This is a genomic window from Salinicola socius, assembly GCF_001937195.1.
Lineage (GTDB): Bacteria > Pseudomonadota > Gammaproteobacteria > Pseudomonadales > Halomonadaceae > Salinicola > Salinicola socius.
Genome location: NZ_MSDO01000001.1, coordinates 317,130 through 331,983, shown reverse-complemented (window position 1 = coordinate 331,983; position 14,854 = coordinate 317,130). Strand labels below are relative to the sequence as shown.

Here is a 14,854-nt window from a genome sequence, read left to right as displayed (position 1 = left end):
CATTGTCATCTGACCGTGACACCTCGATGCACGCCGACCGTCATCTTTTTCTGCATCACTTCAGCCGGCATGTGTCGTTCAACTTCTGCCCGACGTGGTAGCCGGATTGCCCGCGAGGCGAACAGACGAAAACAGGAGCGCTTGATGAGCCAGGATTCCCCGGACGACAATTTTCCCGCCAACACCGATCACCGACGTCGCCACTCCGCCAATGTCGTGGATGGCCCCGGCAAGGCTGCCAGTCGCGCCATGCTGCGGGCGGTGGGCTTCACCGACGAGGATTTCAAGAAGCCCCAGGTCGGTATCGCCTCGACCTGGAGCCGCGTGACGCCGTGCAACAGCCACATCAACGTGCTGGCCGAAGCCGCCAGTGACGGTGCCGATGCCGCTGGTGGCAAGGGCGTGATCTTCAACACCATCACCATCTCCGACGGTATCGCCAACGGCACCGAGGGCATGAAGTACTCGATGGCCTCGCGCGAGATCATCGCCGACTCCATCGAAGCCGTTTCCGGCTGCGAGGGCTTCGACGGCGTGGTCGCCATCGGCGGCTGCGACAAGAACATGCCCGGCTGCATGATCGGCCTGGCGCGTCTGAACCGCCCCAGCCTCTTCGTCTACGGCGGTACCATTCAGCCGGGCGCGGGCCATACCGATATCGTCTCGGTATTCGAAGCGATGGGTGCCTACTCCCAAGGCAACATGTCGCGGATCGAGGTCAAGCAGATCGAGGAGACCGCGATTCCCGGGCCGGGTTCCTGTGGCGGCATGTATACCGCCAACACCATGGCGTCGGCGATCGAGGCGATGGGCATGAGCCTGCCCAATTCCTCTGCCCAGGAAGCCGTCTCCCAGACCAAGAACGACGACAGCCGCGCCGCCGGCGAAGCCGTGCTCAAGCTGCTCGAGCTGGATCTCAAGCCCTCCGATATCATGACCCGCGAGGCGTTCGAGAACGCCATTACCGTGGTCATCGCCCTCGGTGGCTCCACCAACGCCGTGCTGCACCTGCTGGCGATCGCCAATACCGTTGGCGTCGAGCTCTCGCTCGATGATTTCACCGAGATCGGCAAGCGCGTGCCGGTACTGGCCGACGTGCGCCCGAGCGGCCAATACATGATGAGCGAGCTGGTGGCGATCGGTGGTATCCAGCCGATGATGAAAATCCTGCTCGACGCGGGCCTGCTGCACGGCGACTGCATCACCGTCACCGGCAAGACGCTGGCCGAGAATCTGTCCGGCGTGAAGCCGTATCCGCTCGACCAGCAGATCATCAAGTCGCTGGACGAGCCGGTCAAAGCGACCAGCCATCTGCGCATCCTCTATGGCAATCTGGCGCCGGAAGGGGCGGTGGCCAAGATCACCGGCAAGGAAGGCACGCGCTTTACCGGTCGTGCCCGGGTATTCAACTCCGAAGAGGAAGCGCAGGCGCGGATCAACGATCTGACGGTGGTCGCCGGCGACGTCGTGGTGATTCGCTACGAAGGGCCGAAGGGTGGCCCCGGCATGCGCGAGATGCTGACGCCGACCTCGGCGATCATGGGGCGTGGCCTGGGTGACAAGGTGGCGCTGATCACCGATGGCCGCTTCTCCGGTGGCAGCCACGGTTTCGTGGTCGGTCACATCACCCCGGAAGCCTTCGTCGGCGGCCCCATCGGCCTGGTTGAAGACGGCGACGAGATCACCATCGATGCCGAGAACGACGTCATGACCGTACACATCGACGATGCCGAGATGGATCGTCGCCGAGCGGCCTGGAAGCGCCCGGCACCGCGCTATACCCGCGGCACCCTGGCCAAGTATGCCAAGACGGTCAGTTCGGCTTCCAGGGGCGCGGTCACCGACCTGCCCGAAGCGCTGGAAGACTGAGACGTCGGCCAGCGGTTCGCTGGCCGTGTCAGTGAAATCGACGCCCCGGTGCTTTGCATCGGGGCGTTTTGCTGTCAGGCGTTCGTTCGATCTGATCGTGAATTGAATTCATGATCGAGCTGCATAAGTTTCATGTGCTCGCGGGCCTATCATCGCCGGCGCTTGGGTATCCTTGGCGACCTACGCTTTCGACGGCTCGGCGCATGCCGATCTTCATGCTGTTCGAACCGCACAACCCCATCAGGGAATGATCATGAAAACCAGTCGCGACCGAATCATCACGACACACACCGGCAGCCTGCCCAGAACTCTCGAGCTGTCGAAGCTGCTGGTCATGCGCGAGCAGGGCAAGGCGGTCGACGCCGCGACGTTCGATGGCGAGGTCGCACGTTGCCTGGATGGCGTGATCGGCGCGCAGCTCGAGGCGGGGCTCGACAGCATCAATAATGGCGAGGCGCCGCGCGTCGGCTTTTCGACCTATGTCACCGAGCGCATGACCGGCTTCGGTGGTGAAGGACGGCGCAAGCCGACGCTGGATATCCAACGCTTTCCCGGCTACGCCGAGCACATGGCGCGCCAGATCGGGGTTTCGGAGGATCTGGCCAAGGTCTGGAACACGCCGCTGGCCCAGCGCGCCGTTCAGTACGATCCGACACTGGCCGGCGTGAAGGCGGAACTCGCGTCGTTCGATGCCGCGCTCGCCCATCGTGCCCGACCGCTGGAAACCTTCCTGACCGCCGCGTCACCGGGCGTCGTCACCACGACCATGCTGCGCGCGGAGAACAATCCCGACTATCCCACCGACCGCGACTACGTGCTGGCCGTCGCGCGCGAGATGAAGCAGGAGTACGAGGCCATCGTCGCTGCCGGCCATGTGCTGCAGCTCGACGCGCCGGATCTGGCCATGGAGCGGGTCATCATGTTCGGCGATGACGATCTTGGTACGTTTCTCGAACGGGTCGAGTTGCACGTCGAGGCGATCAACCTGGCGCTGGAGAACGTTCCGGCCGACAAGGTGCGTCTGCATGTCTGCTGGGGCAATTGGCAGGGCCCGCACCAGGACGACGTGCCGGTGGCCGAGCTGCTGCCGATTCTCTACCGCGCCAAGGTCGGGGCGTTGAGCATTCCGCTGGGCAATCCGCGTCATGAGCACGAGACCGTCTCGTTCAAGACGCATCCGTTGCCGGACCACATGCTGCTGATGCCGGGCGTGATCGACGTCACCACCAACTATCTCGAGCATCCCGAAGTGGTCGCCAACCGGATCTGCGCCTCGGTCGAGGCCATCGGTGATCGCGAGCGGGTGGTGGCAGGCACGGACTGCGGTTTCGGCACCTTCGCCAGCTACGAGTTCGTCGCCCAGGACGTGGCCTGGGCCAAGCTCAAGGCGCTGAGCGAGGGCGCGGCCATCGCCACCCGCCGGCTGTGGGGCTGAAAGAGAACCGCGACGATTTCCGTGCAGTGATCGGGGGCACTCCTATACTGCAGGGGCAAACGGCACAACAGGGAGAGGTGCAATGTCGACCAAATGGATGAATGCCGGGCTGGCGCTGGGCGCCATGTTGATCGCCGGTAGCGCGGTGGCACAGGAGCTGGATGGGCAGGGCGACAAGGACAAGTCGTCAGGGTCTCAGGTCGGTGAGCAGCAAGGCGCGCATGAAACAGAGACGCAAGCGGAGGGAGCTCCCAAACTCGCCAGGGAGTGTCTCGATCTCGCGCTGCAGGAAGACGAGGGTAGCGAGACATTCCGAGGCAATTCCATCTACGAGAACAACGCCAAGGAGTACGACGCCGAGGAGCTCGAGAAGGGGGATACCTTCGAGCTGCTGGTCGATCTGCTTGGCGAGGGTAACGCCAAGTACAACCTGACCTGCGAGATCGATGCCGACGGCAACATGACCTACAAGGGTATGGGCGAGTCGACCAGCGTCAAATCGTGAAGCGGACTCGTGCAACGTTGCAGGCGGCCCCCCGGGGCCGTCTGCGTTTGCACTCCTCGACCGGCCACGGCTTTTCATCAGGAGGTCATTGGTGAGCATCCCCGCAGACATCGTCGAGACGACGTCTCCGGTCGGCGTCATTTCGGACACTCACGGGCTGCTGCGTGACGAAGCGCTGGCACTGCTGGCGGACTGTCATCCGTTGATTCACCTGGGCGACGTCGGTGATCCGGCGATTCTCGAGCGTCTCTCCGGGCTCGCGCCCGTCTTCGCGGTCCGTGGCAATATCGATCGCGAAGGCGAGTGTGCGACGCTGCCGTCACACCGGCGTCTGGTGGTCAATGGGCACGATCTCCAGCTGGTTCACGACATTGCGGACATCGACGCGCAGATGGCATTCGAGGCCGTGCTGCACGGTCATTCGCACAAGCCGCGCAACGCGTGGCGGGACGAGGCCGCCGGCCGCCAGCTGTGGTTCAACCCCGGGGCGGCGGGCAGGCGCCGTTTCCGCTTGCCGATCACGCTCGGCAAGCTGTGGATCGATGCCGACGGCATCCGCAGCGCGATCATCCATCTGCCGCTGTGAGTTCGGAAATCACTCGTCTTCGGGCACGATCCGGATCAGCGCGCCGTTGCTGGCATCCGTCAGCACCCACAGTGCGCCGTCCGGGCCTTCCGTCACGTCGCGAACTCGGCCAAGCGACGGCAGCAGACGCTGCTCGCCGCTCACCCGTTCGCCATCGAGCGTGAGCCGCACCAGGCCGCCGGGGGAAAGCGAGGCGATGATCAGATCGCCCTGCCAGCCGGGGAAGCGCTCCCCCTCGTAGAAGGCCATGTCACCCGGCGCGATGACCGGATCCCAGTAGTAGACCGGCTGCTCCATCCCTTCCTTTGCGGTCAGCCCGTCGCCGATCGGTGCGCCGCTGTAGTCCTCGCCGTAGGTGATCACCGGCCAGCCATAGTTGTTGCCGGCCTCGGGACGATTGAGCTCGTCGCCTCCTTTCGGGCCGTGCTCGATCGTCCATAGCCGGCCACTGGTCGGTTCCAGTGCTGCACCCTGGACGTTGCGGTGGCCGTAGGACCAGATCTCGGCCAGGCCCGCGTTGCCGTCGGCGAACGGGTTGTCCTCGGGAATCGAGCCGTCCGCGTTGATCCGTACCACCTTACCCAGATGCGCGTTCAGATCCTGCGCCAGCTGACGCGGCTCGGGCAGTGAGCGCTCTCCGAGCGTCACGTAGAGCCGGCCCTCGGCGTCCCACGTCAGCGTGGAACCGAAATGCTTGGTGGAATCCCATGCCGGTGTCTGGCGGAAGATCACCTCGACGTTCGTCAGTCGGCTGTCATCCTGGCTGAGCACGCCGCGAGCGACCGCCGTACCGTTCTCGCCGTCTCCCCTGGGCTCCGCGTAGCTGAAGTAGATCCGACGGTTGCCGGCGAAGTCAGGATCGAGCGCCACGTCCAGCAGGCCGCCCTGGCCGCGGGCGTCGATTTCCGGCAGACCCTCGATCGGGGCGGAGAGCGTGCCGCTTTCCAGATCGACGGTACGCAGGCGGCCGGGACGCTCGGTCACCAACGCCATGCCGTTGTCGACAAATGCCAACCCCCAGGGATGTGCCAATCCTTGCGCTATCGTCGTCGGGGTCAGCGCGATCCGGTCCTCGATCGCGGGGGCGCGGGTCTGGCCTTCGAATGCCGGCGTCTGCCCCGGCGCGTTGGGCGGGCCGCTGTGCACGGGTTCCTGGGCTAGCGTCTCGCCGCTCAGCGATAGCAGTAGAGCGGTACTGGACGAGGTCACGAGATTTCGAATCATGTCGGTCTCCACGGCGTGAGGCTGGCATTACGGTTCACTGTTGACTGTAGCAGCCTTCTTCCGGCGGCGAGTCTCGTCACGGTGTCAGGCCGGACATGAAGATTGTCGACAAACGCTGCCTGTGGTCCATGAGAATTGATATAGTTAGCCTTTTACTGGAGTTTGATCTTGTCCGCCGACTCGCCCGCGCCACGCTCACCCCTGTTCCGCGCTCCCCCTCCCACCTGGATGCGCTGGCTGCTGCTCGTCCTGTGCTGCGTCATTGCCAATCGATTGCTGGATGCGGTGCATATGCCGGCTGGCGGATTCATCGGCCCCATGGCGGTCTCGATCGCTTATGGGGTAATGATCGGTGGCCTGAAACTGCCGCGGATCGGCTTCAAGCTCAGCCAGGGCGTGATCGGCGTACTGATCGCCCAGACCTTGACCCTGTCGGTGCTGTTCAAGATCCTCGACTCATGGCCGGTAATGCTGATCGCGACCGCCATCACGCTGTTGCTGAGTCTGATCGTGGGAATCGGTCTGGTGCGCTACGGTGGGCTGCCGGGCTCCACCGCTGCCTGGGGCACGACCCCGGGCGCCGCCGCGGCGATGGTGGCGATGGCCGAGGAGAGCGATGCCGATCCGCGGATCGTGGCGGCGATGCAGTACGTGCGCGTGGTCTGCGTGGTGCTGATAGGGGCGCTGGTCAGTCACTATCTCGGCGTGACCGATAGCAGTGGCGCGGGCCATGCCGCCAATCTGCCCGCCCGCCTGGGAGATCTGGGAAACTTCGCCGTCACGCTGCTCGTCGTCGTCATCGGGGTGTGGGTGTTCGATCGGCGCCTCCCCGCCGGCGCACTGCTGGGGCCGGTGGTGGTTGGCAGCGTGCTTCATCTTTCCGGGGCGATCACCATTGTGCTGCCACAGCCGCTGCTGGAGCTGGCCTACGGGATCATCGGCACCTATGTAGGACTACGCTTCGACCGCGAGACCATCCATAACATTGCCCGCGCCCTCGGCAAGATGATTCTCGCCTCGCTGATCCTGATTGCACTTTGCGCCCTGTCGGCCTGGTTGATGACCGTGCTGATGCATACCGAATTCATCACGGCCTATCTGGGCACCAGCCCCGGCGGTCTCGATTCGATGACGATCATCGCCATCGATACTCATGCCGACGTTGGACTGGTGGTGGCCTTGCAGACGTTGAGGCTGTTCACCGTCGTGCTGGTAGGGCCGGCCATGGCGAGGTTGGTGGCGCGGTTTGCACGGCCTTCGACGATCTAGATTTGCCCTGACAGTGCTACGCTCTGTCTGAAAAATGCCTGCGCTCGCCCATCCGGCGTTAAAAATTGACTCAAAATGCTCATTTACACCTCGTAAACTCCGCTTTTTCGTCAATTTTTGCCTTGTCTGGCCATCGCTCGCCGATTTTTCAGACAGAGCTTAGTCGAAACTCCACTGCCAGCGCTTTTGGGCGCGTCTCGATGGGGAGGGCGTCGGGGTGTGGCTGCGAACTCGGCTGACCCATGCCTGGCGATTTTCCCAGCGAATCAGATAGACCGTCTCGCCGTCGCGCAGAGGCGGGTTGGCGGGATCGATCAACACGGCTTCGAACCAGCGCGAGAGGTGGTAGACCTGCAGTTTGCCGTTGACCGGGTGAGCGGCGACCTGGACGGCGGCTTCCGCCCCTTTGTCGCTCGCGGACGCCATCGGCGTCGCGTGCGGGGCAGAGTTGGAAAAATGACGATAGATCAACGCGATGGAACATAAGCCCAGCCACGTTGCTATCTCTTCCGGCGTTAGATGGAGCCATTGATCCATGAAGTCCCCCTGCTGCTGAACGCGATAGCCTCTGTCGGTGGGCAGATCGTCTTCTTATACGGCGCCTTCGAGGACGCTTTTCGACGCTGTCGGATCGAGCGTTGCCTAGCAGAATACGGATCGCCAGTTCGGCTCTCCACATCAGAACGGTAAACAATTGCTGTCTAACGTAGTCATCGGCAGGGATTGCGATTGCGATTTCCCGATTGATGAGACGGTTCTTCCTACGCCCTGTTCCGGGGCCACTGTTCCAATCGCGTCACGGGGTTTGCGGACGACTCGGGTCTGCAGTATTCCTGAGTCGTCAACGCGGTTTCGCTCGTGGCGCGGGGTTACGGTGCGCCGCCCATCGGTTGGCTTCGCAATCTGACGATCCAGCAAACACAACAACGACAACGGCGGGAGCAGGTATGCAACGACAATCTTCCAACATTCAATATCGGCAGCAGGATGCCAGCTACTTCGAACAGCGCGGGTTGAGCCGCTACGCTGGCCCCTGGTCGCTATGGGCGCTGGGCGTGGGCGCGGTCATTTCCGGCCACTACTCGGGTTGGAATCTGGGACTGTCGCTCGGCGGCTGGGGTGGCATGGCGATCGCGACCGTATTGATTGCGATCATGTATCTGGGGCTGACATTCTGTATCGCCGAGATGTCGCCGGCGCTGCCACATACCGGAGCGGCGTACTCTTTCGCCCGGTCGTCGATGGGGCCCTGGGGTGGCTTCATTACCGGGCTGTGCGAGAACGTCGAGTACATTCTGACGCCGGCAGTCATCGTCTTCTTCATTGGCTCCTATCTGGGCAGCATCTTCGAGACGCCGGCGGCAATACAGCCGCTATGGTGGGGCATCGGCTATATCCTGTTCGTGGGTCTCAACATCGTCGGCGTGGAGCTCTCCTTCAAGGTGACGTTGACGGTGACGCTGCTGGCCCTGGCGGTGCTGGTGGTGTTCTGGATATCGGCCATTCCCAATATCGATTTCTCGGTCTGGGCGCTGAACATCGGCAGTGACGGGGAGCTGCTGGAGGGCGGTGGCGGGCCGTTCCTGCCCATGGGTATCGGTGGCGCGCTGGCAGCGATGCCGTTCGCGGTATGGCTGTTCCTGGCCATCGAGCAACTGCCGCTGGCCGCCGAGGAAGCCGTCGATCCCAAGCGCGACATGCCCAAGGGCATCATTCTGGGCATGATCACCCTGATCGTCTCGGCCTCGATGGTGCTGTTCCTGAACCCGTCTCTGGTCGGTGTCGGCGCCTATGCGCTGGGCCAGAGCGGCGAACCCTTGCTGGACGGATTCACGGCGATCTACGGCAGCGGTCTGGCCAAGGTGCTGGCGCTGGTGGCGATCATCGGGCTGATCTCGAGCTTTCATACCATCATCTTCGCCCAGGGCCGCCAGATCTACTCGCTGTCGCGCGCCGGCTACTTTCCGACCTGGCTGTCGGTCACCCACGGCACCCGCAAGACACCGCACGTGGCGATGATCGCCGGTGCCTGTCTCGGGCTGGTCATCATGCTGGTGCTGTTCGTCGGTCTGGGGATCGATCAGGGTTCGGCGGTGATCGGCGGGACGCTGCTCAACATGGCGGTGTTCGGTGCCATGTGCTCCTACATCGCTCAGGCCGCTTCGTTCATCCTGCTGCGCAGAAACCGAGCCGATATCGCGCGACCCTATCGTAGTCCGTTCGGCGAACCGGGCGCCTGGGTCACGATCGTCATCGCGCTGGTGACGCTGTTCTTTCAGTTGAGCGATCCGACCTACCGTGTCGGCATTCTCGGCGTCATCGTCTGGTTTGCCGTGGCGATTGCCTACTTCGCCATCGTGGGTCGCCACCGGCTGATTCTGTCGCCGGAAGAGGAGTTCGCCATGGAGCGCGGCGAGAAGATTGGCGAGAAGAGTGGCGGGACGGTACCGGCAACGCCCAAGCGTTGATCGCGCGGGCTATCGTCGAACACCGATGCTCCACAGGCGCACGGCCCCGATCATGAGACCGGGGCCGTGCGTTTTGAAGCGCAGAATGTTTGCCAGGGCGCGTGGCTGGAAGCGAGCGACGCGCCCTGGAAGCCTCGGTTACTGCTGGACCTTGAAGTACTTGTCGTAGATCTTGTCGTAGGTACCGTTGTCCTTCAGCGTGGCCAGGGCGTCGTCGAAGCGCTCGGCGAGCTCCTTGTCACGCGGACGGAAGGCCATGCCGAAACCTTCGCCGAAATACTTCTCCGGCTCGCTGATCATGTCGCCGACGGTGACGTAGTTGCCTTCTTCGCTGTCCAGCAGCGTGGACTTGCCCACCGGGAAGTCGAGGAAGGCGACGTCGACACGACCGGCGTCCATGTCCAGTACCAGGTCATCGGCGGTGGTGTAGCGGCTGATGTTGGCATCGTCGCCATACATGTCGGTCACGTAGTTATCCTGCAGCGTGCCGCGCTGGACGCCGATGGTCTTGCCCTTCAGCGACTCGGGATAGACCGTTTTGATACCGCTGTCGGCGGCAGCGAACCACGCGGAGGGCGGCTGGATGTACGGGTCGGAGAACAGCACGGTCTGGCGACGCTCGTCGTTGATCGTCATCGACGACATGATGGCGTCGTACTTGCGTGCCAGCAGGCCGGGAATGATGCCGTCCCAGGCTTGCACGACCCATTCGCAGTCGGCCTTGATCTGCGCGCACATGGCGTTGCCGAGTTCGATATCGAAGCCCGTCAGTTCGCCGTCCGGAGTGCGGTATTCCATCGGCTCGTAGGGGACATCGACGCCGATACGCAGCTGTTCGGTATCCTGGGCCTGGGCGACACCCGCGATCAGCGCGGCGCCGAGCAGGCTGGTAGTCAGCAGTTTTTTCATGGATCGCTTCTCTTTAGTGATACGTGTGTTCTTGTGTGTTGCGACTTGGCCCGATTCGATGGCGACCTTCTCGAGTCACGAACGCTTCGAGACATCCAATGACGACAACCGCAGCATAACGAAAGCTTACACGATTGAATATCACGTCAATCAACGCCTGACTCACGGCGCCAGCAGATAGCCGCTGCGGTGACTCTGATGGCCGGCGATATCGGCGACGATCATCCCCGCCGTTGCCATCCGGCGCTCGCTGCGGGCGTAGAACATGCCCGCCTGCGGCGCATGGACTGGCTCGACCCGATCACTGAGTGGATCGATGATCTCGGCGATCAGCTGACCGGCTTCCACCTCGATGCCGGGCGCGGCATGGAACACCAGCAGCCCGCCGATCGGTGCATGCAGGAAGTCCATTGCCGCCAGTTCGGTGGCCGGGTAGGCCAGTTCGGGCAGAGGCGGCGCCTCGCCCGCGACGAGGCCGAGATGTCTTAGCCAATCGATGATGGCCTGGGCATCGCGGCCGGCGAGGTCATGGTCGACGTCGCGTTGACCGCGCAATTCCAGCGTCACCGACTGGCAGCCGTAGTCGACTGGAAAGCGTGCACCGAAGGTCTGCTGCAGCTGTTCCCACACCAGCGTGAAGCACTCGTCGAACGACTGCCCGCCGGAGTCGGTGGCCAGCATGCTGGCCTTGGAGCCGAAGTAGCGCGCCAGCGGCTCGAACACGGGCCACGCCGCCGGCGTGGTGTAAAGATGTTCCACGGCATCGAAATCACAGTGGAGATCGAGCACGAAATCGGCGCGGCAGGCCAGGCGCTGCAGGGTCAGGCGCATCGACTCCAGCGCGGTGGTCGGCCCGGTTTTCGCGAGAGCCGCGAGCAGTGCGGCCTCGAAGCGATCACGAATCACATTACGATTGTGGGCGATGTCGTCGTTCAGCGCGGCGTCCAGCCCATCGGCAATCTCGTCGGCGACGCTGGCGTAACGGCGATTGAAATTGGTCAGGCTCTCGAAATCGTAGCGGCCCAGCGGCGTATCCATCAGCTGCTGATCCAGGCCGATCGGGTTGGCGACCGGAACGAGCGTCACCCGGCAGGCCAGTTGCCCCAGCGCTTCGAGCTCGGCCAGACGCTGCTTCAAGGTCCAGGCAACCAGCATGCCCGGCAGCTCGTCGGCGTGCAGCGCGCCCTGCACGTAGAGATGTCGTTCGGCATCCGCCGGGCCGAAGTGAAAGCTGTCGATATGGCGTTCGGTGCCCGGCACCGGGCTGATCAAGGGGTGCTTCTGATGTTCCACGACGCTTCCTCGGCTCAAGGATCGAAAAAGCCCGGCCTGCTGGCCGTCAGTTCAGCGGCCGGGCGGTGGCGGCGGTTTTACTTGGCGCAGTCCTGCTCGCCAGGACGTACCGACAGATCGTAGTCGAAATACTGATCCATCAGCTTGTCGAAGGTGCCATCGGCGTAGACGGCGCAGATCGCCTGGTCGAATTTGGCGGCCAGCGCCTTGTCACGCTGGCGGAACGCCATGGCGGCGCCTTTGCCGAAGATCGACGTCGGCGTCTTGATGCTGTCGCCGAGCTGTTTGTAGGGGCTGTCGTCCTGACGGAAATCGATGGCATCAACGGCGATCGGGAAGTCTTCGAAGGTCAGGTCGAGTCGGCCGGACTTGAGGTCGTTGACCACGTCCTGTGAAGAGCCGTAACGGTGGATGTCGAGAACGTCGCCATATTCCTGGGTGACATAGACATCGCGAATGGTGCCGCGCTGCACGCCGACGGAAAGCCCTTTCAGGGAGTCCTTGTCGTCGATGTCGATATCGCGATCGCGGGCGGCGATCCAGACGCTCGGCGTGTTGTAGTAGGGCAGCGAGAACATTACCTGGCGCTCACGCTCCGGCGTAATCGCCATCGACGACAGGATCGCGTCGTACTTGCGCGCCAGCAGACCGGGAATGATGCCGTCCCAGCTCTGCTCGACCCAACTGCATTCGAGGTTGGCGCGGGCGCAGAGCTCGTTGCCGAGATCGATCTCGAAGCCCTCGAGGTCGCCGTCTGCGTTGCGCACCACGAAGGGTTCGTAGGGCACATCGATACCCAGACGAATGGCGTCCTTGTTATCGTCCTGAGCCATGGCCTGAGTGAAGACCTGACCGGAGAAGAGGGCGCCGGCGATCAGCGCGCTGGTGATCCACTTGTTCATGATGACTCTCTTTTGTGTGTGGTGATTTGTCATGGATGACGAAACGTCGAACGATGGACCTGTCTCGCGATCAGGCCCCGCGCGGGCGCAGGTGCGCCAGCAGTCTCTTCTCCAGGGTCCGGAACGTGAACATGATACTGAAAGTCAGGCAGAGATAGATCAGCGCGACGAAGATGAAGGCATCGAACGGCGCGTAGAAACGGGCGTAGACATAGTAGGCCGCCCCGGTCAGATCCATGATCGTGACCACGCTCGCCACCGCGCTGGCATGCAGCATGAAAATCACTTCATTGCCGTAGGCTGGCAGGGCACGACGGAAGGCGCTGGGCAGGATGATGCGGCGCATCATCAACTTGCGCGACATGCCGTAGGCCCGTGCCGCCTCGATCTCGCCCTTGGCGGTATTCTTGATCGCGCCGTGGAAGATCTCGGTGGTGTAGGCCGCGGTATTGAGGGTGAATGCGATCAGCGCCGGGAAGAACGCCTGCTTGAATACCACCCAGAAGATGCTGTCCTGGATACCGTCGAAGAACACCACGCCGTAGTAGACCAGATAGAGCTGGATCAGCAGCGGCGTACCGCGGAACACATAGGTGTAGGCGTAGATCGGCAGCTTGATCCAGCGCCGCTTCGAGCCGCGGCCGATGGCGAGCGGTACCGCCAGGATCACCCCGATCAGCAGCGACAGGAACACCAGCTGTACCGTGGTGACGAGACCGCTCCAGTAGAAACTCAGCGTGTTGGCGGTGAATATCACGTTGCCGGAGAGCAGATCGGTGAACCAGCCGTTCAATTGTTCCATTCGCTGGACTCCCCAAAACCGGTGTTGTAACGCTTGGTCAGCTTGGCAAAGCCCCATTCGGACAGCGTGGCGATCAGTAGATAGATCATCGCCACCGGGATCATGAACATGAACGGTTCATGCGTTGCCTTGGTCGCCTCGGCGGCGACGCGGACCATGTCGGTCAGGCCGATGATCGACACCAGCGCGGTGGTCTTGAGCAGGACCATCCAGTTGTTGCCGATTCCCGGCAGGGCGTGGCGCATCATCAGCGGGAAACGAACGCGTCTGAACGCGAGCAGGGGGCTCATGCCGTAGGCGCGCGCGGCTTCCATCTGACCCTCTTCCACCGCCTGGAAGGCACCGCGGAAGGTTTCACCCATGTAGGCCCCGAAGATCAGGCCGATGGTGATGACGCCTGCCACGAAGGCATTGATATTGATGAAGATATCGATATCGAACGCGTAGTAGAGCTGATCGGTGAGCATGTTGATGCCGATCTGGCCGCCATAGAACAGCAGCATCATCAGCACCAGATCCGGCACGCCACGTACCAGCGTGGTGTAGAGCGTGCCGATGCCATGGATCAGTCGATTTCGCGATAGCTTGGCGCTGGCGGTCAGCAATCCCAGGATGACGGCCAGTATCAGCGAGAGCACCGCCAGTTCGATGGTGACCAGAGCGCCGTCGAGCAGCCGCGGACCGTAGCCTTGCAGGTCGATCATGATGGAGTCCGCCTCAATGCTTGGGCGCCAGGAATTGGCGCAGGCGCTCGGAGCGCGGATTGTCGAGGACGTCGGCCGGCGTGCCGGTCTCTTCGACCACACCCTGATGCAGATAGATCACCTGGCTGGAGACATCCCGGGCGAAGGCGATCTCGTGGGTGACCAGGATCATGGTCCGCCCTTCGTCGGCAAGGCCGCGCATGACCTGAAGCACGTCACCGACCAGCTCCGGATCCAGCGCCGAGGTCGGCTCATCGAACAGCATGACTTCCGGATCCATCGCCAGGGCCCGGGCGATCGCGCCGCGCTGCTGCTGACCGCCGGACATCTGGGTCGGGAAGTAGTCGGCGCGATCCAGCAGGCCGACGCGATCGAGCAGCGCCCGGGCTTCCTCGATCGCCTGTTTCCTGGGCTTGCCGAGCACGTAGACCGGCGCCTCGATGACGTTCTCCAGCAGCGTCATGTGCGACCACAGATTGAAGTTCTGGAACACCATCGAGAGCTTGGCGCGAATCCGCTCGACCTGTTTCCAGTCGGTGGGCTCGCGGCCGTGTTTGGTGGCGCGAAAATTGATCGCTTCGTTGTGAACGATCAGCTCGCCCTCGTCGGGCTGTTCCAGCAGGTTCATGCAGCGCAGAAAGGTACTTTTCCCGGAGCCGGAAGCGCCGATCAAGGTGATGACGTCGCCCTTGTGCGCCTGGAGAGAGATCCCCTTGAGCACCTCGTGGTCGCCGAAGCGCTTCTTGATGCCCTGGGCTTCCAGGGGGATGGGGGTCGCGGCCATGATGTTGTCCACCGAGTGGGTTGGCTGGCGGGAAGCGGCACGGCGTCAGATGGCCCGTCTTGCTGTCGGTCGTGCCATCCTGGGATGGCGTTGGCGACGCCGAC

14 protein-coding genes are annotated in these 14,854 nt (G+C 62.9%); 6 read left to right on the top strand and 8 right to left on the bottom strand.

Annotation, left to right across the window (positions count from 1 at the left end):
• Positions 1–144: 144 nt before the first annotated feature.
• From ilvD to BTW07_RS01475, 4 genes are all read left to right on the top strand, one after another.
• Positions 145–1,869, top strand: a complete 1,725-nt coding sequence (gene ilvD / locus BTW07_RS01490; protein ID WP_075568362.1) for a dihydroxy-acid dehydratase — start codon at positions 145–147, stop codon at positions 1,867–1,869.
• Between the two features lie 253 nt (positions 1,870–2,122).
• A complete protein-coding gene (locus BTW07_RS01485) occupies positions 2,123–3,304 on the top strand; it encodes a uroporphyrinogen decarboxylase/cobalamine-independent methonine synthase family protein (RefSeq protein ID WP_075568361.1) in 1,182 nt (393 codons plus the stop codon).
• Positions 3,305–3,386: 82 nt separating this feature from the next.
• Positions 3,387–3,809, top strand: coding sequence for a hypothetical protein (locus tag BTW07_RS01480; RefSeq protein ID WP_075568360.1), 423 nt, complete (start codon positions 3,387–3,389; stop codon positions 3,807–3,809).
• 91 nt (positions 3,810–3,900) lie between these two features.
• Complete coding sequence (locus BTW07_RS01475; RefSeq protein WP_341864688.1) at positions 3,901–4,395, top strand: metallophosphoesterase family protein; 495 nt, start codon at positions 3,901–3,903, stop codon at positions 4,393–4,395.
• A gap of 9 nt (positions 4,396–4,404) precedes the next feature.
• On the opposite strand, the gene BTW07_RS01470 is transcribed toward BTW07_RS01475, so the two are convergent.
• Positions 4,405–5,619: a PQQ-dependent sugar dehydrogenase gene (locus tag BTW07_RS01470; protein ID WP_075568359.1), complete on the bottom strand. Its 1,215-nt coding sequence runs from the start codon at positions 5,617–5,619 to the stop codon at positions 4,405–4,407.
• 168 nt (positions 5,620–5,787) lie between these two features.
• Between BTW07_RS01470 and BTW07_RS01465 the strand changes: the two genes are divergently transcribed.
• Positions 5,788–6,888: an AbrB family transcriptional regulator gene (locus BTW07_RS01465; protein WP_244158287.1), complete on the top strand. Its 1,101-nt coding sequence runs from the start codon at positions 5,788–5,790 to the stop codon at positions 6,886–6,888.
• Positions 6,889–7,047: 159 nt separating this feature from the next.
• On the opposite strand, the gene BTW07_RS01460 is transcribed toward BTW07_RS01465, so the two are convergent.
• Complete coding sequence (locus tag BTW07_RS01460) at positions 7,048–7,425, bottom strand: hypothetical protein (protein WP_075568357.1); 378 nt, start codon at positions 7,423–7,425, stop codon at positions 7,048–7,050.
• 410 nt (positions 7,426–7,835) lie between these two features.
• Between BTW07_RS01460 and BTW07_RS01455 the strand changes: the two genes are divergently transcribed.
• Positions 7,836–9,356 carry an amino acid permease gene (locus BTW07_RS01455; RefSeq protein ID WP_075568356.1) on the top strand — a complete coding sequence of 507 codons (1,521 nt, stop codon included), beginning with the start codon at positions 7,836–7,838 and terminating at the stop codon, positions 9,354–9,356.
• 138 nt (positions 9,357–9,494) lie between these two features.
• Here the strand turns inward: BTW07_RS01455 and BTW07_RS01450 are convergent, their stop codons facing one another.
• From BTW07_RS01450 to BTW07_RS01425, 6 genes are all read right to left on the bottom strand, one after another.
• Positions 9,495–10,265: an ABC transporter substrate-binding protein gene (locus BTW07_RS01450; RefSeq protein ID WP_075568355.1), complete on the bottom strand. Its 771-nt coding sequence runs from the start codon at positions 10,263–10,265 to the stop codon at positions 9,495–9,497.
• A gap of 162 nt (positions 10,266–10,427) precedes the next feature.
• On the bottom strand, positions 10,428–11,558 hold the full coding sequence (locus BTW07_RS01445; protein WP_075568354.1) for a succinylglutamate desuccinylase/aspartoacylase family protein: 1,131 nt from the start codon (positions 11,556–11,558) through the stop codon (positions 10,428–10,430).
• A gap of 77 nt (positions 11,559–11,635) precedes the next feature.
• A complete protein-coding gene (locus BTW07_RS01440; RefSeq protein ID WP_075568353.1) occupies positions 11,636–12,460 on the bottom strand; it encodes a transporter substrate-binding domain-containing protein in 825 nt (274 codons plus the stop codon).
• Between the two features lie 70 nt (positions 12,461–12,530).
• Positions 12,531–13,262, bottom strand: coding sequence for an ABC transporter permease (locus BTW07_RS01435; protein ID WP_075568352.1), 732 nt, complete (start codon positions 13,260–13,262; stop codon positions 12,531–12,533).
• A complete protein-coding gene (locus BTW07_RS01430) occupies positions 13,250–13,966 on the bottom strand; it encodes an ABC transporter permease (RefSeq protein ID WP_075568351.1) in 717 nt (238 codons plus the stop codon). The genes BTW07_RS01435 and BTW07_RS01430 overlap by 13 nt, the downstream gene beginning before the upstream one ends.
• Before the next feature lie 13 nt (positions 13,967–13,979).
• Positions 13,980–14,750, bottom strand: a complete 771-nt coding sequence (locus BTW07_RS01425; RefSeq protein WP_075568350.1) for an ABC transporter ATP-binding protein — start codon at positions 14,748–14,750, stop codon at positions 13,980–13,982.
• Between the last annotated feature and the right edge of the window lie 104 nt (positions 14,751–14,854).